This is a genomic window from Herbaspirillum sp. CAH-3 (genome assembly GCF_009668275.1).
GTDB lineage: Bacteria > Pseudomonadota > Gammaproteobacteria > Burkholderiales > Burkholderiaceae_D > Herbaspirillum > Herbaspirillum aquaticum.
This window is the reverse complement of sequence record NZ_VSWE01000003.1, coordinates 42,479-64,117: the sequence shown is the minus strand read 5'-3', so window position 1 is coordinate 64,117 and position 21,639 is coordinate 42,479. Positions and strand designations below refer to the sequence as shown.

The 21,639-nt window shown below is 64.9% G+C and carries 18 protein-coding genes and 1 pseudogene; 6 read left to right on the top strand and 13 right to left on the bottom strand.

What is annotated here, in order from left to right; all coding sequences use genetic code 11:
• Window positions 1–21: 21 nt before the first annotated feature.
• The 4 genes from glcE to FYB76_RS04695 all read right to left on the bottom strand — a co-directional run bounded on the left by glcE (window position 22) and on the right by FYB76_RS04695 (window position 5,266).
• On the bottom strand, window positions 22–1,095 hold the full coding sequence (glcE, locus tag FYB76_RS04710; RefSeq protein ID WP_154132847.1) for a glycolate oxidase subunit GlcE: 1,074 nt from the start codon (window positions 1,093–1,095) through the stop codon (window positions 22–24).
• 2 nt (window positions 1,096–1,097) lie between these two features.
• Window positions 1,098–2,585 carry an FAD-linked oxidase C-terminal domain-containing protein gene (locus tag FYB76_RS04705; protein ID WP_154132846.1) on the bottom strand — a complete coding sequence of 496 codons (1,488 nt, stop codon included), beginning with the start codon at window positions 2,583–2,585 and terminating at the stop codon, window positions 1,098–1,100.
• Between the two features lie 249 nt (window positions 2,586–2,834).
• Window positions 2,835–3,725 (bottom strand): LysR substrate-binding domain-containing protein, encoded by an 891-nt coding sequence (locus FYB76_RS04700; RefSeq protein WP_088755701.1) that lies wholly within the window; start codon window positions 3,723–3,725, stop codon window positions 2,835–2,837.
• Between the two features lie 125 nt (window positions 3,726–3,850).
• Window positions 3,851–5,266, bottom strand: coding sequence for an FAD-binding oxidoreductase (locus FYB76_RS04695; RefSeq protein WP_088755702.1), 1,416 nt, complete (start codon window positions 5,264–5,266; stop codon window positions 3,851–3,853).
• 303 nt (window positions 5,267–5,569) lie between these two features.
• On the opposite strand from FYB76_RS04695, the gene FYB76_RS04690 reads away from it, so the two are divergent.
• Window positions 5,570–6,124, top strand: a complete 555-nt coding sequence (locus FYB76_RS04690) for a cob(I)yrinic acid a,c-diamide adenosyltransferase (protein ID WP_088755752.1) — start codon at window positions 5,570–5,572, stop codon at window positions 6,122–6,124.
• Between the two features lie 153 nt (window positions 6,125–6,277).
• On the opposite strand, the gene dxs is transcribed toward FYB76_RS04690, so the two are convergent.
• The 3 genes from dxs to FYB76_RS04675 all read right to left on the bottom strand — a co-directional run bounded on the left by dxs (window position 6,278) and on the right by FYB76_RS04675 (window position 9,441).
• The gene (dxs, locus tag FYB76_RS04685; protein WP_154132845.1) at window positions 6,278–8,143 is read right to left on the bottom strand and encodes a 1-deoxy-D-xylulose-5-phosphate synthase; all 1,866 of its coding nucleotides are present in this window, start codon (window positions 8,141–8,143) and stop codon (window positions 6,278–6,280) included.
• Window positions 8,144–8,221: 78 nt separating this feature from the next.
• The gene (locus FYB76_RS04680; RefSeq protein WP_154132844.1) at window positions 8,222–9,169 is read right to left on the bottom strand and encodes a polyprenyl synthetase family protein; all 948 of its coding nucleotides are present in this window, start codon (window positions 9,167–9,169) and stop codon (window positions 8,222–8,224) included.
• Window positions 9,169–9,441, bottom strand: coding sequence for an exodeoxyribonuclease VII small subunit (locus FYB76_RS04675; protein WP_088755705.1), 273 nt, complete (start codon window positions 9,439–9,441; stop codon window positions 9,169–9,171). The genes FYB76_RS04680 and FYB76_RS04675 overlap by 1 nt, the downstream gene beginning before the upstream one ends.
• A gap of 267 nt (window positions 9,442–9,708) precedes the next feature.
• Here FYB76_RS04675 and FYB76_RS04670 point away from each other — a divergent pair, with 267 nt between their 5' ends.
• The 3 genes from FYB76_RS04670 (at window position 9,709) to FYB76_RS04660 (ending at window position 12,893) form a co-directional block, all read left to right on the top strand.
• Window positions 9,709–10,830, top strand: coding sequence for an aromatic ring-hydroxylating dioxygenase subunit alpha (locus FYB76_RS04670; protein WP_088755706.1), 1,122 nt, complete (start codon window positions 9,709–9,711; stop codon window positions 10,828–10,830).
• Between the two features lie 221 nt (window positions 10,831–11,051).
• Window positions 11,052–11,969: a DMT family transporter gene (locus FYB76_RS04665; protein WP_088755707.1), complete on the top strand. Its 918-nt coding sequence runs from the start codon at window positions 11,052–11,054 to the stop codon at window positions 11,967–11,969.
• A gap of 66 nt (window positions 11,970–12,035) precedes the next feature.
• Window positions 12,036–12,893, top strand: coding sequence for a sulfurtransferase (locus FYB76_RS04660; RefSeq protein WP_154132843.1), 858 nt, complete (start codon window positions 12,036–12,038; stop codon window positions 12,891–12,893).
• Between the two features lie 25 nt (window positions 12,894–12,918).
• Here the strand turns inward: FYB76_RS04660 and FYB76_RS04655 are convergent, their stop codons facing one another.
• From FYB76_RS04655 to FYB76_RS04635, 5 genes and pseudogenes are all read right to left on the bottom strand, one after another.
• Window positions 12,919–13,860, bottom strand: coding sequence for a LysR family transcriptional regulator (locus tag FYB76_RS04655; RefSeq protein WP_154132842.1), 942 nt, complete (start codon window positions 13,858–13,860; stop codon window positions 12,919–12,921).
• Between the two features lie 253 nt (window positions 13,861–14,113).
• A complete protein-coding gene (locus FYB76_RS04650) occupies window positions 14,114–14,848 on the bottom strand; it encodes a ZIP family metal transporter (protein WP_241517345.1) in 735 nt (244 codons plus the stop codon).
• A gap of 104 nt (window positions 14,849–14,952) precedes the next feature.
• Window positions 14,953–17,130, bottom strand: a complete 2,178-nt coding sequence (locus FYB76_RS04645) for a chemotaxis protein CheA (RefSeq protein WP_154132841.1) — start codon at window positions 17,128–17,130, stop codon at window positions 14,953–14,955.
• An 11-nt stretch (window positions 17,131–17,141) separates the two neighbouring features.
• Window positions 17,142–19,359 (bottom strand): annotated as a pseudogene (locus FYB76_RS04640) (methyl-accepting chemotaxis protein).
• A gap of 128 nt (window positions 19,360–19,487) precedes the next feature.
• On the bottom strand, window positions 19,488–20,072 hold the full coding sequence (locus FYB76_RS04635; RefSeq protein ID WP_154132840.1) for a chemotaxis protein CheW: 585 nt from the start codon (window positions 20,070–20,072) through the stop codon (window positions 19,488–19,490).
• Window positions 20,073–20,167: 95 nt separating this feature from the next.
• Between FYB76_RS04635 and FYB76_RS04630 the strand changes: the two genes are divergently transcribed.
• Window positions 20,168–20,374 carry a hypothetical protein gene (locus FYB76_RS04630; protein WP_154132839.1) on the top strand — a complete coding sequence of 69 codons (207 nt, stop codon included), beginning with the start codon at window positions 20,168–20,170 and terminating at the stop codon, window positions 20,372–20,374.
• A gap of 147 nt (window positions 20,375–20,521) precedes the next feature.
• Here the strand turns inward: FYB76_RS04630 and FYB76_RS04625 are convergent, their stop codons facing one another.
• Entirely contained in the window at window positions 20,522–20,674 is a 153-nt protein-coding gene (locus FYB76_RS04625) for a rubredoxin (RefSeq protein WP_006461975.1), read from the bottom strand.
• A gap of 98 nt (window positions 20,675–20,772) precedes the next feature.
• Between FYB76_RS04625 and FYB76_RS04620 the strand changes: the two genes are divergently transcribed.
• Window positions 20,773–21,621 carry a bifunctional hydroxymethylpyrimidine kinase/phosphomethylpyrimidine kinase gene (locus tag FYB76_RS04620; RefSeq protein ID WP_088755713.1) on the top strand — a complete coding sequence of 283 codons (849 nt, stop codon included), beginning with the start codon at window positions 20,773–20,775 and terminating at the stop codon, window positions 21,619–21,621.
• The last annotated feature ends 18 nt before the right edge of the window (window positions 21,622–21,639 follow it).

Here is a 21,639-nt window from a genome sequence, read left to right as displayed (position 1 = left end):
GATCGCTTGGAAAAGAGGCGCTTACAGGCTGGCGTACAGGCGGCCGGGATTGAAGATGCCCTGCGGGTCGAATTGCTGCTTGAGACGGCGATGGATGCTTTCCACCGCGGGCTGCAAGGGATGGAAGACGCCGATGGCCTTGTCGCCGCCACGATGCAGGCTGGCGTGTCCGCCCACGGCCAGTGCGGCGGCGCGGATGGCAACGGCATCGACATTGCCCTCCGGGCGCAGCCAGCGCTGCGCCCCGCCCCACTCGATCAGCTGGCGGCCCGGCAGGTCGATGGGCGGGGCCACTGATGGCACGGACAGGCGCCACAGCGGGGCTTGCGGGTCGGCGAAGAAGGGATGGGTCTGCTCGCGCAGGTCAGTCCAGTAATCTTCCGGATTGCTTAATTCGGTGCCACCCATCTTTTTGATTGCTGAATCCACGGCGGCCTGTGCGCCCGACAAACGGATGGTGAGCACATTGTTGACCCAGGCGCTGGCTACCAGCGGCAGGGGTTGTCCTGCGCTCTGGTTGAGCAGGCGCAGCGCGCCCTCCTGGTTGATCTCGAAGACCCGGGTGCTGCTGGCAATGGGGCGCGGCAAGACTTTCAGCGAGACCTGGAGGATCAGCCCCAGTGTACCCAGCGAACCGGCCAAAAGGCGCGAGATGTCATAGCCGGCGACGTTCTTCATGACCTGTCCGCCGAAGTGCAACTGCTCGCCCTGCGCATCCATGAGCACGGCGCCCAGCACGAAGTCGCGCACGGCCCCGGCGGCAGCGCGCGAGGGACCGGAGAGGCCGGCCGCGACCATGCCGCCGACGGTGGCCGCGCCGCCGAAACGCGGCGGCTCCCAGGCCAGCATCTGGTTGTGCCCGGCCAGTGCGGCGTCGATCTCCGCCAGGGGCGTACCGCAGCGGGCGGTGATGACCAGCTCGGTCGGTTCATAGTCGATGATGCCGCTGTAGGGGCGCGTGTCGAGCAGGTCACCGGAAGGCACTTGGCCGTACCAGTCCTTGGTGCCGCCGCCACGGATCTGCAGGGCGCGGCCGGAAAGGATGCGTTCGCGGAAGGAGGCCAGCACGGCATCCATGTCTTGTTGTGCTTGCATGGTCAGAATCTCGGCAGATCGGGGAAGCGCAGCTGGCCGCGCTGCACGTGCATCTTGCCGTACTCGGCACAGCGATGCAGGGTGGGAATGGCTTTGTCCGGATTGAGCAGGAAGGCAGGATCGAAGGCGCGCTTCAACTTGAAGAAGGCCTCGCGCTCGGCGGGAGAAAACTGCACGCACATGGAGTTGATCTTCTCGATGCCCACGCCGTGTTCGCCGGTGATGGTGCCGCCCACTTCCACGCACAGCTCCAGGATCTCGGCACCGAACAGTTCGGCGCGGTGGAATTCGTCCGCGATGTTGGCATCGAAGAGGATCAGCGGATGCAGGTTGCCATCGCCCGCATGGAAGACGTTGGCGCAGCGCAGGCCGTATTTCTTTTCCATCTCGGCGATGCCCAGCAGCACCTGCGCCAGCTTCTTGCGCGGGATGGTGCCATCCATGCAGTAGTAGTCGGGGGAGATGCGGCCGGCGGCCGGGAAGGCGTTCTTGCGGCCGGACCAGAAGCGCAGGCGCTCGGCTTCGCTCTGCGAACAGGCAATGGCCGTCGCGCCGCTGGCGTTGAGCACGTCGGTCATGCGGCCGATTTCTTCTTCCACCTCTTCCACGGTGCCGTCGGATTCGCACAGCAGGATGGCTTCGGCATCGATGTCATAGCCGGCTTTGACGAACGGCTCGACCATGCGCGAGCTGGTCTTGTCCATCATCTCCAGCCCGGCCGGGATGATGCCGGCCGCAATCACGTTGGCCACCGCATTGCCGCCTTTGACCACATCGTCGAAGGAAGCCATGATCACGCGCGCGGCCTGCGGCTTGGGCACCAGCTTGACGGTCACTTCGGTGACCACGCCCAGCATGCCTTCGGAACCGATGAAGACGGCCAGCAGGTCCAGGCCCGGGGCATCCAGGGCGCCGCTGCCCAGTTCCACCACGTCGCCCTCGATGGTGACCACGCGTACGCGCAGCACGTTATGCACCGTCAGGCCGTATTTCAGGCAGTGCACGCCGCCCGAATTCTCCGCCACGTTGCCGCCGATGGAACAGGCGATCTGCGAGGACGGATCCGGCGCGTAATACAGGCCGTGCGGGGCCGCCGCTTCGGAAATGGCCAGGTTGCGCACGCCGGGCTGGACCACGGCGGTGCGCGAGTACTTGTCCATCTTGAGGATCTGGTTGAATTTTGCGGTGGAGACCACCACGCCATCGGCAATGGGCATGGCCCCGCCCGACAGGCCGGTGCCGGCACCGCGCGGCACGATCTGCACCTGCAGCGCGTGACAGGCCTTCATGATGGCGATGACCTGCGCCTCGTTTTCGGGCAGCACCACCACCATGGGCAACTGGCGGTAGGCGGCCAGGCCGTCGCATTCGTAGGGGCGGGTGTCTTCTTCGTCGAACAGCACGCAGTGCGCGGGAACGACCCGGCGCAGGGCATCGACGACTTCGCGCTGGCGGGCCGGCGCGAAGGACGGTTGGGCGGGAGCATTCATGCTGGACCTCGGCGGTAAGCTAGGCAGGCGTGCGGCGCTGGATGTCCCTCTTCTTGCATCCGGTGCTGCGGCTCACGCTGTCTCGTTTGTTGTCAGCCCGCATGGGGCGGGCTTTTTCAGTCCGACAAGTGTAACGAATTTTGCCGCCCTGCACGGTGCCGTATTGGCTGGCGGCCCACTGAAAAGAATTGCCGGCCGCCGTGAATTATTTTCAGGGCGGCCGGACGGGACGGGCGATGCAAAGGCGCTTCAGATGTTGCGGAAGGCGTTCTGCATCCAGCTGATGAAGGTATCGACCTCGGGCCGCTCGCGCACGGCGCGCTCGTAGACCACGTAATACGCATGCGGCGGGGTGCGCAGGCGCACGTCGAACAATTCCACGATCTCGCCCCGGGCCAGCAGTTCTTCGGCGAAGTGCTGGCGCGTGAGGCCAATGCCGTAGCCGTGGCGCACGGCTTCCAGCAGCAGGCCGAGGTCGTCCACGCGCAGGCCGGAGGACGGTTCCACCCAGTCCTTCAGGCCGGCCGCCTCGAACCAGGGCTGCCAGGGTTCCAGGGCCGAGCGCAGCAGGGTCGCATGCTGCAGGTCGGTGGGCGACTTCATCGGCGGCAGGGTTTTCAGGTAGCCGGGGCTGGCCACGGCGAAGGCCGGTTCCTCGAACAGCTTCTCGGTGATGATGTTGGGATAGTTGCCGGCACCGAAACGGATCTCGACATCGCTCTCCGAGAGCGACAGGTCATACAGCGGCACCGACAGATACAGCTCGACCACGATCTCCGGATGGCGCTGGGTGAAGTCGGCAATGCGCGGCATGAGCAGGTGGCGCGCGAAGGTCGGCGGCAACATCACCTTGATCTTGGGCTGCACGGCCGCATTGCGGTGGGGCATCGGGAAATCGGTCAGCGTGCGCAAGGCGCTGCGCACTACATCCAGATAGCGGCGGCCAAATTCGGACAGGCCGATGGAGCGCCCGTCGCGATAGAACAGGCGCTCGCCCACGAACTCTTCCAGCAGGCGGATCCGGTGTGACAGCGCCGAGGGGGTGATGCACAGTTCCTCGGCGGCAATCGCAAAGGAGTTATGACGGGCTGCCGCCTCGAAGGCGGACAGGGCATGGACGGGGGGGAGGCGGGTGGCCATGGATGGTGGATTCCTGCTGCGGTTCAAGCAAACCTGATAAAAACTAACATTCTGTTGCCGAAAAACTAAAGGGCCAGGCGCGTAAAACCAAGTTTCTCACTCCTGGCCCGCGTATCACATCGGGCTCACTGCTCCCAGCGCAGGATCTTGCCGGGGTTCATGATGTTCTTCGGGTCGAGGGCGTGCTTGATGGCGCGCATGACGGCAATGGCGCCATCGCCGTGTTCCTGGATCAGGAAGTCCATCTTGTGCAGGCCCACGCCATGTTCACCGGTGCAGGTGCCATCCATGCCGAGGGCACGCGCCACCATGCGGGCGTTGACGCCTTCGGCGCGGGCGATGTCGGCCGGGTCGTTGGGGTCCACCATCATCTGCACGTGGAAGTTGCCGTCACCGACGTGGCCGATGATGGCGTGGATCAGGCCCTGTTCTTCGCAATCGGCCTTGGTGGCCAGCACGCATTCGGCCAGGCGCGAGATCGGCACGCAGCAGTCGGTGGAAATCGCGCGCGCACCGGGGCGCAGTTGCAGCAGCGCGAAGTAGGCGTTGTGACGGGCGGTCCAGAGACGGGTGCGGTCTTCGGGGCGGGTGGCCCATTCGAAACCGAGTGCATGGAATTCCTTGGCGATGTCCTGGACCAGCTCGGCTTGCTCCTTGACGCCGTTCTCGCTGCCATGGAATTCGAAGAGCAGCAAGGGATTGACCGGCAGGTTCAGCTTGTCGTGGGCATTGATGGCGCGCACGCCGTTTTCGTCCAGCAGTTCCACACGCGCCAGCGGCACGCCCATCTGGATGGTCTGGATGACGGTGTTGACCGCGTCGGCCACGCTGGGGAAGGAGCAGATCGCGGCCGAAATGGCTTCCGGCTGCGGATACAGGCGCACGGTCACTTCGGTGATGATGCCCAGGGTGCCTTCGCTGCCCACGTAGACGCGGGTCAGGTCGTAGCCGGCCGAGGACTTCTTGGCGCGGGTACCGGTCTTGATGATCTCGCCTTGGGCGGTCACAACCGTCAGGGTCAGCGTGTTTTCTTTCATCGTGCCGTAGCGCACGGCATTGGTGCCCGACGCGCGGGTCGAGGCCATGCCGCCCAGCGAGGCATCGGCGCCCGGATCGATGGGGAAGAACAGGCCCGTATCCTTGATCTCCTGGTTCAGCTGCTTGCGGGTGACGCCAGCCTGGACGGTCGCCGTCAGGTCTTCGGCGTTGACCGCCAGGACCTGGTTCATCTGCGACAGGTCCACCGTGACGCCGCCCTGCAGGGCCAGCACGTGGCCCTCCAGCGAGGTACCGGCGCCGTAGGGGATGATGGGGGTGTCGTACTGGCTGCAGAGCTTGACGAAGGCGGCGACTTCCTCGGTACTATGGGCGAACACCACGGCATCGGGCAGCATGGGATCGTAGGAGGATTCGTCGCGGCCATGATGCTCGCGCATGGCCAGGGTGGTGGAGCAGCGCTCGCCGAAGAGGGCCTTGAGCTCGTCGAGCAGGGCCTGCGGAACGGGGCGTTTCAGTTTCCGGGCGTCAACTAGGTGATTCATGCAATGTCTCTCAGGGGTCTGGTGTCTCGGGGTTCTTGTGCTCTTGTGCGGGAAGATGCAGGGTCATGAAGCGGCGTCCCGGGCTGCTCCAGTGGACTGACCACTGATCCAATCGATGAATTTTACTCTCTTGCACGCTTTAGTTTGCGCAAATGTCCTCGCCCATGCCGCCCGATCGGGCAAATCAAGTGAATTGTTTACGCATTTTTCCAGCTGGCGCGCGGCGGCTCGCAGCGCATGGGAAGCGCTTGCCTTGGGCGGGGCTTGCGCTTAAGCTGCCCGGCGGATCAACTAGGAGCAATGATGGGCAACCGACTTTCGAAAATCGCCACCCGCACGGGCGATGATGGCAGCACCGGGCTGGGCGATGGCAGCCGCGTGGGCAAGGACAGCCTGCGCATCCAGGCGCTGGGCGATGTGGATGAGCTCAATTCGCAGCTGGGCCTGCTGTTGTGCGAGACGCTGCCGGCCGCATTGCGGGAAGAGCTGGTGTCGATCCAGCATGACCTCTTCGACCTGGGCGGCGAGTTGTGCATCCCGGGCTATACGGTGTTGGCCGATGCGCACCTGGCACGGCTGGACGCCCTGCTGGAAAAATACAACGCCACCCTGCCCCCGCTGAAGGAATTCATCCTGCCGGGCGGCTCGCGCACGGCCGCACTGGCGCACGTGTGCCGCACCGTATGCCGCCGCGCCGAGCGCAGCGTGGTCATGCTGGAGAAGGCCGAGGCCGGCGTGAATGCGCCGGCGCGGCAGTACCTCAATCGCCTCTCCGACCTGTGCTTCGTGCTGGCGCGGGTGCTCAACCGGGAAGCGGGTGGGCAGGATGTGTTGTGGGAGAAGGGGCGGGAGCGCTGATCGGCGTTCTACCGCACGAGAAATGTGAAACGCCCCGCGGGAAACCGGCGGGGCGTTTTCATTTTCAGTGAGGGGGGACGCAATGACTTAGTTCAACGCGGTGATTTTCTTAGTTTCCACCGAGCAAAAACTAAGTCCGGCAACCGCGTCTCCTCAGCCGTTGTTGACCACCAGCTTGGGTTCATCCTTGCCAAAGCGCTGGATGATGGACTGCGCGATGCCATCGGCATCCAGCCCGCACTGCGCCAGCAGTTGCACGGCGTCGCCGTGATCGATGAAGCGGTCCGGCAGGCCCAGGAGCAGCACCGGCTTGTTGATGCCAGCGGCGGCCAAGGCCTCGGAGACAGCCGCACCGGCGCCACCCATGATGCAGCCCTCTTCCACCGTCACCAGCGCATCGTGCGAGGCGGCCAACTGCTTGACCAGTTCCGCATCCAGCGGCTTGATGAAGCGCATGTTGGCCACCGTGGCGTTGAGCTTGTCGCCCGCGCCCAGGGCCGGTGCCAGCAGGCTGCCGAAGGCCAGGATGGCAACATCCTTGCCCTGGCGGCGGATTTCTCCCTTGCCCAGCGGCAGGGTCTCGAGCGTCTTCTCCACTGCGGCACCGATACCGGCACCACGCGGATAACGCACCGAAGCCGGACCGGGATACTGATAGGCGGTGGAGAGCATCTTGCGGCACTCATCCTCATCGGAAGCCGCCATCACCACCATGTTGGGGATACAGCGCAGGAAGGCCAGGTCGTAATTGCCGGCGTGGGTCGCACCGTCGGCGCCGACCAGGCCGGCACGGTCCAGGGCGAAGGTCACATCCAGGTTCTGCAGGGCCACGTCGTGGATCAGCTGGTCATAGGCGCGCTGCAGGAAGGTCGAGTAAATCGCCACCACCGGCTTCATGCCCTCGCAGGCCATGCCGGCAGCGAAGGTGACGGCGTGCTGTTCGGCGATGCCGACGTCGTAGTAGCGGTCCGGGAATTTCTTTTCAAAGCCCACCATGCCCGAACCTTCGCGCATGGCCGGGGTGATGCCGACCAGCTTCTCGTCGGCGGCGGCCATGTCGCACAGCCAGTCACCGAAGACCTGGGTATAGGTCAGCTTGCCGCCGGCGCTGGGCTTGATGCCTTCGCTGGGGTTGAACTTGCCGGGGCCGTGATAGAGCACCGGATCGGCTTCGGCCAGCTTGTAGCCCTGTCCCTTCCTGGTGACCACGTGCAGGAATTGCGGGCCCTTCAGGTGCTTCAGGTTCTGCAGCGTGGGGACCAGCGAGTCGAGGTCATGGCCATCGATGGGGCCGATGTAGTTGAAACCGAATTCCTCGAACATGGTGGCCGGGACCACCATGCCCTTGGCATGTTCTTCCAGGCGCTTGGCCAGTTCCAGCACCGGGCCGGGCAGCACCGACTTGCCGACGTCACGCGCTTTGGCGTAGAACTTGCCCGACATCAGGCGCGCCAGGTAGCGGTTGAGCGCACCCACGGGCGGCGAGATCGACATGTCGTTGTCGTTGAGGATCACCAGCAGGTTGATGTCTTCATGCACGCCCGCATTGTTGAGCGCTTCGAAGGCCATGCCGGCGGTCATGGCGCCGTCGCCGATGACGGCGATGGCGTGACGGTCAGAGCCTTGGGTCTTGGCGGCCAGGGCCATGCCCAGCGCAGCCGAGATCGAGGTCGAGGAGTGGGCGGTGCCGAAGGTGTCGTATTCGCTTTCGATGCGGCGCGGGAAGCCCGAGATGCCCTCCTGCTGGCGCAGCGAAGCCATGCGCTCGCGGCGGCCGGTCAGGATCTTGTGCGGGTAGGTCTGGTGGCCCACATCCCAGACGATGCGGTCCTGCGGCGTATTGAAGACGTAATGCAGCGCGATGGTCAGCTCGACCGTGCCCAGGTTGGAGGACAGGTGACCGCCGGTCTTGGAGACCGAATCCAGCAGGAAACCGCGCAGCTCTTCGGCCAGCGGCTTCAATTGATGGCGGGACAGGCGGCGCAGGTCGGCCGGGTCGTTGATGGTATTGAGGAGCATCTGTTCTTACCGTGTTGGGGTCTGAAGGCCGCGCCTGGCACATGCCGCGCGGTCCGTCTTCATGCCTGGTTACGTCGCTTAAGTTTTTCTCTGCACGATCAGGTCGGCCAGCTCACGCAGGCGGCGCGCCTTCTCGCCGAAGGGCGCCAGCGCCGCATGGGCATTGCCGCGCAGCTTCTCGGCCAGCGCCTGCGATTCGGCCAGGCCCAGGATCGAGACATAGGTCGGCTTGTTGTCCGCCGCATCCTTGCCCGCCGTCTTGCCCAGCGTGGCCGAGTCGGCAGTGGCATCGAGGATGTCGTCCACTACCTGGAAGGCCAGGCCGATGGCGCGCGCGTAGTCGTCCAGCGCGGCGGTCTCATCGGCGGTGAGCGTCTTGCCGCCCAGCGCGCCCAAGAGCACCGCTGCGCGCAGCAGGGCACCGGTCTTGAGGCGATGCATCTGTTCCAGCTCGGCCAGCGACAAGGTCATGCCCACGCTGGCCAGGTCGATGGCCTGGCCGCCGCACATGCCCACCGAACCTGCGGCCTGGGCCAGCAGGTTCATCATGCGCAACTGGCGTGCAGTCACACCGGCGTCGCTCTTGCCCAGCTCGGCCTCCAGCGGTGCCGACAAGATATCGAAGGCCTGCGCCTGCAGGGCATCGCCGACCAAGAGCGCGGTGGCCTCGTCGTACTTCACATGCACCGTGGGCTTGCCACGGCGCAGGGCATCGTCATCCATGCAGGGCATGTCGTCATGCACCAGCGAATAGACGTGGATCATCTCCACGGCCGCCGCCGCCCGGTCCAGCAGCGCGCGCGGGGTATCGAAGATGTCGCCGGCGGCATAGACCAGCAGCGGACGTACGCGCTTGCCGCCATCCATGGCGGTGTAGCGCATGGCTTCGTGCAGGCGCGCCGGCACCACCGAGGTCGCCGGCAGGAAACGGTCCAGCACGTCTTCCATGCCGCCCTGCACCTGGCGCATCCAGTCGACAAACGCTAGCGGGGCCTGCGCACTGGCGGCCGGCATCTGTGCATTCATCAGTCGTCCCCGCCGGCAGCATCGGCTGCATTGAAGGGCTTGAGCATGTCGCCTTCGAGCAGCTTGACCTGGCTGTCCACCTTGTCGAGCTGGCCGGCGCAGAACTTCACCAGTTCGGAGCCGCGCTTGTAGGCGGCCACCGACGCTTCCAGCGGCAGTTCGCCGGCTTCCATGCGGGCCACGAGCTGCTCCAGTTCGGCCATCGCCTCTTCGAAGGAGGCAGGCAAGGCAGCAGCGGAAGCCGAAGGTGCGGCAGCAGAGGTTCTAGGCATATCGACCCATTCAAAATTCCAACCCGGTATTTTAGAACAAACCGGCGATACCCAAGTCAATCAAGGGCGTGGAAATGTCAGCGGATTTCGCGCCGAGCTTGTAAATTCGGCCAATTTACTGGCATTTTGGCCACAAAACCCGGCCCCTTATGGGGGTTTTGTGGCATAATCCACGGTTCTGTCCAAAATTTCCTCTTCATATTATTTGAACATAGGTTTTTGCGGATTTTCTTCCTTAGGTTGGTGCAAATTAATTTGGGGGCGGAAATGTCCGATCTTGCTACTTTTGCCAAATTGGCGCGCTCAAACGCGCAACTTCCAGTCCACGTCTACTTTGACGAACCGCTTCATCAGCGGGAACTGAAACAACTCTTCCAGCAGGGACCTCGTTACGTCGGCCATGAGCTGATGGTGCCCGAAGCCGGCGACTATTCCACCCTGCCGTGGGAAAAAGAAGGCCGCATGCTGGTGCGCAATGCGCAGGGTATTGAACTGCTGTCCAACGTATGCCGCCACCGCCAGGCCAAGATGCTCGACGGCCGCGGCAACGCCAGCAACATCGTCTGTCCCCTGCATCGCTGGACCTATGATCTGAAGGGCGAGTTGATCGGCGCGCCGCATTTCGGCGAGACGCCGTGCATGAACCTGTCCAAGACCCCGCTGCAAAGCTGGAACGGACTGCTGTTCGAGAACAACGGCGTCAACATCGCCGACAAGCTCAAGAACCTGGGCGTAACGCGCGACCTGGATTTCTCCGGCTACCTGTACGACCACACCGAAGTGCACGAGTGCGACTACAACTGGAAGACCTTCATCGAGGTCTACCTGGAGGATTACCACGTCGAGCCCTTCCATCCCGGTCTCGGCAACTTCGTCAGTTGCTCCGACCTGAAGTGGGAATTCGGTCGCGACTACAGCGTGCAGACCGTGGGCGTGAACCACGGCCTGATCAAGTCCGGCTCGCCGACCTATGCCAAGTGGCAGGAAAAGCTGCTGCAGTTCTCCAACGGCAAGCCGCCCAAGTATGGCGCCATCTGGCTCACGCTCTACCCCAACATCATGGTGGAGTGGTACCCGCACGTACTGGTGGTGTCCACGCTTTGGCCGACCGGTCCGCAGAAGACCACCAACGTGGTGGAGTTCTACTATCCGGAAGAGATCGCCCTGTTCGAACGCGAACTGGTCGAGGCCGAACGCGCCGCCTACATGGAGACCTGCGTCGAGGATGACGAGATCGCCCTGCGCATGGATGCCGGCCGTCGTATACTGATGGATCGCGGCACCAGCGAAGTCGGTCCCTACCAGTCGCCCATGGAAGACGGCATGCAGCACTTCCACGAGTGGTATCGCCAGCAGCTGGACGTGCCGCAAGGAACCAGCACACCATAACCAGGCCAACAGGCCGCGCAGGGGGAAAGCAGATGCAGGCAACGCGGCAAGCTCGCGACGGACGTAGTCTGCGCCGTCATTGTCGCCCGCCCTCCGGCGTCCGCTCCTCCCGCTCCCGCTGCACGACGGCAGCCCCGGTTCACGCCGGGGCTGCCGTTTTCTTTGGTGCGCGCCACGCGTGCGCCTTGCCCATTCTCCCCTCACCCTACTGAACCGCCGCCATGCAATCGCTCTGGATGCTCGTCGCCTCATTCCTCTTTGCCGTCATGGGCGTGTGCGTCAAGCTCGCCAGCCAGTACTACACGACCTCCGAGATCGTGCTCTGCCGTGGCGTGATCGGCGTGCTCTTCATCCTCTGCCTGATCCGCCTGCGCGGGGGCACGCTGCGCACGCCGTTCCCGCGTGACCACCTCATCCGTGGCGGCGTGGGCGTGGTCTCGCTGTGGATGTGGTTCTATTCCTTCAGCCTGCTGCCGATTGCCACGGCCACGACGCTGAACTACATGTCCTCGATCTGGATCGCGGTGATGCTGTTCGTGGCCGGCTGGTGGCAGGGCCACAAGAAATTCGAATGGGGCCTGGCCGGTACGGTGGCACTGAGCTTCCTCGGGGTGGCGCTGCTGATGCGACCATCGCTCAATGCCGAGCAGCTGCTGGGAGGCGCCATCTCGCTGGCCTCGGGCGTGCTCTCGGCACTGGTCTACCTGCAGGTGCGCAAGCTGGGGCTCTTGGGGGAACCGGAGTACCGCGTGGTGTTCTACTTTTCTGCCACGGGCGTCTTGGCCGGCCTGGTCGGCAGCGTGGTGACGGGCCGCGTGCCGCTGTGGCACAGCCACTCCTGGATCGGTGCGCTGCTGGTGCTCATGATAGGCTTGACGGCCACCACCGCGCAGATCGCCATGACGCGCGCCTACCGGCTCGGCAATACGCTGGTGACCGCCAACCTGCAATACACGGGCATCGTCTTTTCCAGCCTCTTCGGGGTGCTGATCTGGGATGATGCGCCGGGCTGGATAGGCTGGCTGGGCATGGCGATCATCCTGGCCAGTGGCATGCTGGCGACCTATCGCAACCAGCGCAAGAGCCAGGCCGTGGCCAAGAACGTACCCAAGGTGGACCCGATCGCCACCGAAGTCTGAATCCATGAACCCCCGAATCCCTGAATCCTGCCCGCCTGCAGGGCTTATGAACAAAAGGAGAGCCGCATGACCTACCAGACCCTCATCAGCGCCAGCGAATTGAAATCGCGCGCGCAGTATCTGAACATTGTGGTCGTGGACTGCCGTCACGACCTGACCAACCCGGCCTACGGCCGTGAAGCCTATGCCGCCGGCCATCTGCCCCAGGCGCGCTTCGCCCATCTCGATGAGCTGCTCTCCGGCGCCAAGACCGATGCCGCCGGCCGCTTCCATGGCCGCCATCCGCTGCCGGACCGCCAGCAATTCGTGCAGGCCATGCGCGAGCTGGGCATCAACAATGACACGCAAGTGGTGGCCTACGACGCGCATGGCGGCATGTATGCCGCGCGCCTGTGGTGGCTGCTGCGCTGGATCGGCCACAGCGACGTGGCCGTGCTCGATGGCGGCATGGCCGCATGGCAGGCGCTGGGTGAGACGCTGACCAGCGAGGTGCCGGAGGCGGCTGTACCGGGCAACATCCAGGATCTGTCCTCGCTGGTCAAGACCGTGGATGCACAGGCATTGCTGGACAATCTCAAGAGCCAAACCCTGCAAGTGGTCGATGCACGCGCACCGGATCGTTTCCGTGGCGAGAACGAAACCATCGATGCGGTGGGCGGACATATCCCGGGCGCGAAGAACCGCTTCTTCAAGGACAACCTGCAGGCTGATGGCCACTTCAAGAGCGCCACGCAATTGCGCGAGGAATGGCTGTCGGTGTTGGGCGATCCGCAGGCTGCGGTCATGCAGTGCGGCTCGGGCGTCACGGCCTGCCACAACCTGCTGGCGCTGGAAGTGGCCGGCCTGCCGGGCGCGCACCTGTATCCCGGTTCGTGGAGCGAGTGGAGTTCCGATCCGCAACGCCCGGTGGCCACGGGCAACTGATCCTGGCACCGGTGCGTGCGGCACCCTACGACAAGTCGGGTGCCACGCTCCCTGCCATTGCCGTGATCCCCGCCTCTTGCAGGCGGGCCACGAACGTCTCCACGAACTGCTGCACCATGGCCGGCGCATCGCGTCGGCGCAGCAGGGCCACTTCCGAATGGAAATCGGCATCCTTGAGTGCGGGAAAACTGACGCCGGCCGACAGTGAAATACTGGCCATGCTCTGCGGTACGACAGCGATGCCGAAACCTGCATTGACCAGGCTCAGCAAGGAATTCTTGCGCGAGGTGGCGCGCGCCACGCGCGGATAGAAACCGTGCGCAATGCAGCGCTCGGCCACCAGGTAGCTCAAGCCGCCGCGATCGCGGTGCGGCACCGTCACGAAGAAATCATCCCGCAATTCCGCAATCTCCACTTCGCTGCGGCCAGCCAGCCTGTGCGTGGCCGGTACGGCCGCCACCAGGCGCTCGCGGTAGAGCACGGTGCTCTCCAGATTCGGGTGCGCACGCAGGATGGGCAGCCGCGCCAGGCCGATATCGGCGCTGCCTTCGACGATCTCGCGGGCCTGGTATTCGGAAGGGGCCTGCGAGATTTCCAGCGAGATGCCGGGGAAATCCTTCAACGCTGCATTGAGGGTCGGACCCAGCGGTGCCGACAGTGGCACCGAGCTGGAGTGCAGCAGGCGCAAGGCCCCGTGCTCGCCCTTGCCGATGGTGCGTGCCTGCGCCACCGCGCGGTCCAGGTCAAGCAGGATGCGGCGGCTGCGTTCATAGAAATCCTGGCCCGCCTGGGTCAGTTCGAACGCCTTGGCCTCGCGCTTGATGAGCACCACATCCAGGTCCGCTTCCAGCTCCTTGACCTGGCGGCTCAGCGCTGACTGCGCGATGAAGAGGCGCTCGGAGGCGCGGGTGTAGCCGCGTGCCTCGACGATCTCGACGAAGTAGCGCAACTGCCGGATGGAAATCATGCTGTTCTCCCCTGCCCGGTTCTGGCGGCGCATCCATCTCGTTTCGAGATGGCGGGCCGGCTGATTTGATATTGGCGTACCGCGCGCGGCACCCCTACAGTGAAGCCATCCGCAACCCCGCCTGCGGCGATGAAAGGATGGATCGTGCTCCAGGATCTCTTGTTGTTCCTCGGCCTGCTGGGCCTGGTCTGCAGCGTGGGCATGCGCTGGATCTTGCGCCGCCAGCGCCCCACGCCTGAGCGGCCTGATCCCCTCAGTGAGCGTGCGCCTGATGCGTCAGTGCCAGCACGATCAGCACGCCCGCTGCAATCAGGATCACCTGCGGGATCGTCTCGCGCAGGGTGGCGCGGCGCTGCATCTGCGGCATCAAATCGGAAACGGCGATGTAGATGAAGCCCGAGGAGGCAAACACCAGCACGAAGGGAATCCATTCCATGCCACGCTCCAGCATGAAGTAGCCCAGCACGCCGCCGGCCACCGCCATCAGGCTGCAGATGAGGTTGTAGACGTAGGCGCGGGTGCGCGAGAAACCGGCATTGAGCAGCACGATGAAGTCGCCAATCTCCTGGGGGATCTCATGCGCGATGATGGCAAGCCCGGTGACCAGGCCCAGGTGCGGGTCGGCCAGGAAGGCCGCTGCAATCAGGATGCCATCGGTGAAATTGTGCAGGCCGTCGCCGACCAGGATCATCCAGCCGGCCTTGCCGGCTTCTTTCTTGTCGTGCCCGTGGTGATGGCCGTGGCCATCGTCTTCGTGATGGTGTGAATGCCGCAGGATGGCCGTCTTCTCCAAAAGGAAGAACACCAGCAGGCCGCCCAGCAGCACCGCGAAGAGCGTGTGCGGTTCAGCCCCGGATTCGAAGGCTTCCGGCAGCGCATGCAGCAGCGAGGTCGACAGCATGATGCCCACCGACAGGCTGACCATGCGCTCGACCACCTTCGACAGCAGTGCGAAGGAGAACACCGCCGCAGCGGTAATGCTGACCACGCCGGCCAGGGTGGTGGCCAGCAGGATGGAGACGAGTGTGGAGTCGATGACGGACCTCGGGCGAAAGACGATGCAGGGGCAACAGCAGGCGCACCCAAAGCCCGTTATTGTACGCCCGCCGCCCTGCCGCTGCCATCTAGGCGGCGCGAGCCAGCCAGCAGCAGTGGATTGATGATGAGCACGATCTGCCCATCCCCCAGCACGGTGGCGCCGACCATGCCGGCCAGCGTCGCCACCTGCGGCCCGACCGGCTTGACCACCACTTCGCGGTTGCCGCTGACGTGGTCGGCCATGATCACCATCAGTTCATCGCCGTTCTTGATGAGCAAGGCAAAGGCCGTACCGGTTTCGCTCGAGCCCGGCAGCGGCACCGGCGGCGGCTCGTCCAGCAGCACGTGCAGCGGGTGCAGCCGCAGTTCGCGGCCATTGATTTCCAAAGCGCGCCGCGCCAGGGCCTGGCGCGCCTGCTCGCTGCGCAGCTGGATGACGCTGTCGATGAGGGTGGAAGGAATGGCGTACTGCTGCTGCCCGTGATGCAGCAGGCAGACCTGCTGCACCGCCAGGGACAGCGGCAGGTAGAGCGTGAAGAGCACGCCCTGCCCGGGCTGCGAGTGCACCGTCATGCGCCCGCCCAGTGCGGCCACTTCGGCACGCACCACATCCATGCCGATGCCGCGTCCGGCCAGGGCAGAGACTTGCGACTGCGTACTGAAACCGGGTTCGAAGATCAGCTCGGCCAGGCGCGCCTGGCTCCAGTGCTCCACACCCGCCACGCCGCGCTGCATCGCCTTGTGGCCGATGGCGGCCAGGTCCAGCCCGCGGCCATCGTCGCTGACGCGGATGACCGCTTCATTGCCCTCGTGCCCCGCCTGGATGCGCAGGCGGCCACTGCCCGGCTTGCCGGCCGCGCGCCGCACCGCTGCATCCTCGATGCCATGCACGGCGGCATTGCGCAGCAGGTGTTCCAGCGGTCCCATCAGGCGTTCGAGGATGGCGCGGTCGATCTGCAGCCGGCAGTCCGACAGGTCCAGAGCCAGCGGCTTTCCGGTCTCGGCCGCGACCTGGCGTACCAGATGCTGCATGCGCGGCTCCATGCTGTTGAACTTGACCATGCGCGCATGCATCAGCTCCTGCTGCAGCTCGCGCGTGGTACGCCCCTGCAGGCGCAGCCCTTCGCGGGTTTTCAGCACCCGTTGCAGCAGCCGCTTCTGGCGCGCCACGGCAGCGCCCAGGGCGGCTTCCATGGCTTTGGCCAGTTCCGTCAGGGCGGTGCCGGCCTCGTGGGGTACCGGTCGGTCGCCATGCTCCCAGTTGCGCTGCCACTGCTGCAGCTGCAGGGCCAGCGCGTCCAGTTCTTCACCCAGCTCACGGGCGTCGCCCTGCATGGCGCCGATTTCGTTATCCAGCTGGGCACGGCTGATGGAAACTTCACCGACCTGGTTCAGCAGCTTGTCCAGCACGGTGGTGCGGATGCGTACCAGGGGCGCGCTCAGCCGCCCTTCCACCGCCGTCACGCCAGGTGCAGGCGTGGCAGGCGCCGCAAGCGGCAAGGCCGACATGCCCTGCTCCAGGGTACTGAAGTGTTCCACCGCCTGGTCATACAGGGCCAGCAGCGCAGCCACGGAGTGCGGTGCCGGGCTGCCGTCGGCCAGGCGCTGCAGGGCGCCTTCCATGTCGTGCAGGCAGCGGCTCAGGTGCAGCGCACCGACCATGCGGGCGCTGCCCTTGAGCGTATGCAGGGGCCGCGCCAGCTCGGCCAGCAGGCCGGTATCAAGCGCCGCGGGATGCTCGCTCTCGGGTAGCACCAGCAAGGTCTCGCCGATGCTGGCGATGAGTTCCTGCGCCTCTTCCAAGAAGACCGGCAGCAGCACCGGATCGATCAGCTCGGGAGGGACGGCGGGCGCGGGCGGTGTCAGGGGCGCTTCCAGCTGTGCCGCCAGGGCCTGGATGCCGGCGTCGAGCAAACCGCGTGTACGCGCCTGTGCGGCGATATCGCTGCCCTGGTTCTGTACGGAGGCCAGCAAGGCCGAGGCCGATTCGGCAAAGGCCGTGGCCCCGCTGCTGCCGGCGTAATCTCGCAGGGCCGCCAGGGCGCGCAGCACCAGTGCCGGCAGGCCACAGCTGACTCCCTCCTGGCCCAGGCGCGCAAACCAGGCTGCACTTTGCTGGCGCACGATGGCCAGCAGCGGGCGCAAGGTCTGGCGCAGGCGCTCGTCATCGCCGGCGGTGCGAGCCGTGCCGTCAATGAAATGCCCTGGAGCGCGCTCGGTGCTGGTAGTCATGGGGGCCTGGCTCAGGAAACCTTGACGCGGAAGCGCGAGACCGAGCTTTCCAGCTGGCGGGCGGCATCCCACAATTCCTCATAGAGCGTGGCGACCTGCTCGCGGCTTTGCTCGATGATGTCGTTCTCGCTCAGGATGCCCTGGATCTGCTGGGCCACGCCATTGGCCGAGACCGCCTGCTCGCGGGTCGACACCGCCATGCCCTGGATCAGGTCGGCCAGGCGTTTGGAGACGCTGCGGATATCGGCCAGTGCGCTGCCGGCGGCGTCCGACAGCACGGCGCCATCGGTGACCCCGTTGGTGGATTTTTCCATGGCCACCACCACGTCGCGGGTGTCGGCCTGGATCATGCGCACCAGCGCGCCGATTTCGCGGGTGGCGGCGCTGGAGCGCTCGGCCAGGTGCTGCACTTCCTCGGCCACCACCGAGAAGCCGCGCCCGGCCTCGCCCGCCGAGGCGGCCTGGATGGCAGCATTGAGGGCCAGCACATTGGTGCGTTCGGTGATGTCGGAAATCAGGTCGGTGATCTCGCCAATCATCTGCGAGGACGCCCCCCAGCCGCTTGATGCGCTCGGAAGTTTCGCGGATCTGCTCGCCGATGCCATCCATGGCCTTGACCGCGTCTTCCACCGCACGCGCGCCGCGTTCGGCCACCACCACGGCGTGACGGGCCACATCGGCGGACTCATCGGCCGAGACCGAAATACCGGTGATCTGGTTGGACATCTCCAGCATGGCCTGCGCGATGCGCTGGATGCGCCGGGCCTGCGCACGTGCAGCCGCGCCCAGCTCGGTGGTGGTCCCGCGCACGTGTTCGGAGCTCCAGGCCACCTTGGCGGCCATCTGCGTGACCTGCTCGACCAGCCCGCGCAAGGCTTCCACGGTGTAGTTGACGGAATCGGCAATGGCACCGGTGACATCGTCCGAGACCGTGGTGTGGACCGTCAGGTCGCCATCGGCCACGCGCTGCAGCTCGGTCATCAGGCGCAGCACGGCGGCCTGGGTCAGGTGGTTGGCGCGCATGGCCTTTTCTTCTTCCTGCTGGGCCAGCTGGCGCTGCAGTTCGGCTTCCTGGCGCCGGGCTTCGGCGGCAGCGGCATTGTTGCGGCTGCTCTGCAATTGCACCAGGGCGATGCCGATGGCGCTGAGCAGGGCCATCGCCATGGCGCACAGCATGGCCCAGAAAGTCCAGGAGCGCGCCTTCAGGGCGAGACGGTAGGCGTCTTCCAATTCGGTGAGATGGCGTTTCAAGGTTTCGTTTTCCATGAACACCAGTTGCTCGGAACGCTTGGCCGCGATGAAATTCTGCAGGTTGCCGAGGATGCCGGCGATCTGCGGCTGGTACTCGCCGAAGACCCGCGTGAGTTCCTGCAGCTTGCTGCGCAGGTCGGCATCGGTGGCGGCGCGCAGACGCAGCATCTCGTTGCCTGCCAGCAGGCTCTTCAACAGGTCGCCAAAGGTGGTCAGGTCCTTGCCGAGCATGAAGGCGGTTTCCGCGTTGACGCCCTCGGAGGTCAGGAACTCATTGGAGCTGCGGCCCAGGCGCAGGGTCAGCATCACCAGCTGGCTGGCGGCGGCCATCTCGCGCGTGGTCGGCCGGCCTTGCGACTGCAGCATGGCGATCTGCTCGCTCAGGTCCAGCATCACGGGCAGCAGCTGGTTGAGACGTTTCAAGGTGGCGCCGAAACCGGTCAACTCCTTTTCCATGCCGAGGATCGTCTCGGCAGCCAGGTCGGTGCGGCGCCACATGCGGGCCACATTCTCCAGCGCCGGCTTGAGCGCCGGGTCGGGCAAGCCGATGTTCTGGCCTTGATATGGACCACCGCTGCTCAGCAGCAGCAGGCCGCGATTGAATTCGAGCCGGCTTTGCGCCAGCTGCACGAAGGCCTGCGGATTGCCCTGGATGGCATTGGGCACGGCCTTGCCGATGCGCTGGGAATGCATCACCAGGTCCGAGGCCAGGTTGGTCTGCAGCGTAGCCAGCAGGTACAGCCGCGCACCCAGCCACATGAACAGGCACAGGGCAGCCAGCGACAGCGCCAGCACGCCCAGCAGGACCCTCGTCTGGGTACGCAGTGAATAAGCTTGCAGCCATGGCAGGCGCAGGCCAGCAGTGCCCCGCCCGTCCACCCTGGCCGGATCGGCGCTGGCTGAGGTGGCGTTCCCGTTGACGGACCCACGGGCGGCCGGGAGCTTCTTTTTCGACAGGTACGGCAAGGTCGGTTCCATGGCCGGCGTTCCTATTCCCTCTTTACAGATCTCGCAGATCTTCTGGATTTCTCAGGTTTTTCTGATTTACAGGCCTGGTGGTGCAATGGCTTGCAGAGCAGGCCTCGCCGCCGCTTGGGGCGCGGCAGCTAGCGGCCGATCTGCAGAAAACGGCTGTCCTGGCTCAGCAGCGACAGGTCAAGTTCATCCCATTGCTGGTCACCGCTGTCTTTATAACGTCCGGCAAGGCCCGGCAAGGGCATTTCCGCATCGTAATTTTTCGATATTTGCGTCATTTCTGTGATGTCACGCAGTCCCAATACCCTTGACACCAGCAAACCGCATTGCGGTGCCAGGCCCTGGGCCAGCAGCAGGACGTGGCTGCTGCGTCCGATTTCCTGGGGAACGGCACCGGCCAGGCCCATGAGGTCGGCCATGCCGATCAGGCTGCCCCGCAGGTTGAGCAGGCCGCGAAACCAGTCGCGGGTGGCGGGGACGGGGGTGATGGCAAGCCCGGAGAGCGGCACGATCTCGCCGGCCTGGGCCAGCGGGACCAGATAGCAGTGTTCGCCCATGGCCACCGCGAGGCGGCGCGAGCGCATGCTTTCGTTGTCGGAGGCGGCCATGCGGGCCAGCAGCGAGGCCTGGAACTGCTCCAGCCCCTCGCGCTCCGGCACGCCGTGAAAGCTGCGCGCGGCCGGCGCGTTGATGACGAAATCCTTGGTGTGTGGCATACCAGCCCTCATGAAACGGTTAAGAAAGGCCATGCCGCCGCACGCTTGCGCGCACGCCGAACCGGGCCAGCGGCGCGATGGCGGGGCTGGGCTCAATGGACAAGACCGAAGGGGGAATGCCGTACTGGGTCCGGGCGGACGTCTGTGCGTCCTGTTATCCGGTCATGCGGGCAAAGCTGGTACTGCAGCAGATTTTACCCAGAAAAGTTCGCCGCTTTTCCGCCCGGCAAAGACATGGCACCAGCAGGCAGAAGAAAATGATGGGAAAACGAGACGAAAATCGTGACAAAGCGGGAGCTTGATGTAGATCAAATCCCGTTAGGCAGGAAAACAGGGGGGGGTGAGCGGCGACTCCCGGCAGGACGGAAGCGCCGCCAGCGCCGCCGGGCAGATGACGGCGGGACGCAATGCCGAAGCCGTCGGCGGCGGTACAGCTGATCAGGAAGCGATCAGATCGCGACCATCTCGAAATCTTCCTTGCGGGCGCCGCATTCCGGGCAGGTCCAGTTGATGGGCACATCGTCCCAGCGGGTGCCCGGGGCGATGCCTTCTTCGGGCAGGCCTGCTTCTTCGTCGTAGATCCAACCACAGATCAGGCACATCCAGGTTTTGAATTCGGTTTGGCTGCTATTCGTCACGGCTGACTATCCCTAAAATCAATCAAGTAAAATGCTAAGTCAGCTATCTTAATCTACTCGACGTGCAAAACCAAACTCCTCCCCTCATCCTCAGCTTCGGCGCAGCCGATCCGGTCGGCGCCACGGGCGTGCAGGCCGATCTCGCCACTTTCGCCGCCATGGGCTGCCACGGTTTGTCGGTGGTGACGGCTTTGCTCATCGGTGACACCGCCCGCGTCGAAGACGTGCAGGTCGTCGAAGTCGACTGGGTCGCCGACCAGGCCCGCGTGATCCTCGAAGACATGGCGGTGGCCGCCTTCAAGGTGGGCGCGCTGGGCAGCATCGAGAACATCTCGGTGATTGCCGAGATCGTCTCGGACTATCCCGACGTACCGCTGATCCTGGATCCCTTCATCAGCGCCCTGGCCAACCAGGAAGACGAGGATGATCGCCTGATCGCCATCCGCGAACTGCTGATCCCGCAAGCCACCGTGCTGATCTGCTCGGCCGGCGAACTGACCCGCCTGGCCGAAACCTGGCGCGAGCCGGTGCCAGGCGATGCGCTGGAGCTGGACGCCATGCGCATCATCGAGATGGGCTGCGAATACCTGCTGGTGACCAATACCCAGACCGACCTGCAGGAAGTGGCCAATTCGCTCTTCGACGAATCCGGCCTGGTGCGCCAGGATGCCTGGCCGCGCCTGCCGGGCTCCTTCGTGGGTGCCGGCAGCACGCTCTCGGCGGCCATGGCCGCGATGCTGGCCAATGACCTGGAGGTGCCGCTGGCCGCTTCCGAGGCGCAGGAGTTCACGCTGGCCGCGCTGGCCAATGCGCAGCGCATCGGCATGGGCAAGCTGCTGCCGGACCGCTATTTCTGGGCGCGCGAATCGGAAGATCCTGCCGATCTGGACGCGCCGCCTTCCATCAACTGATTTTCTGTATCCGGACTG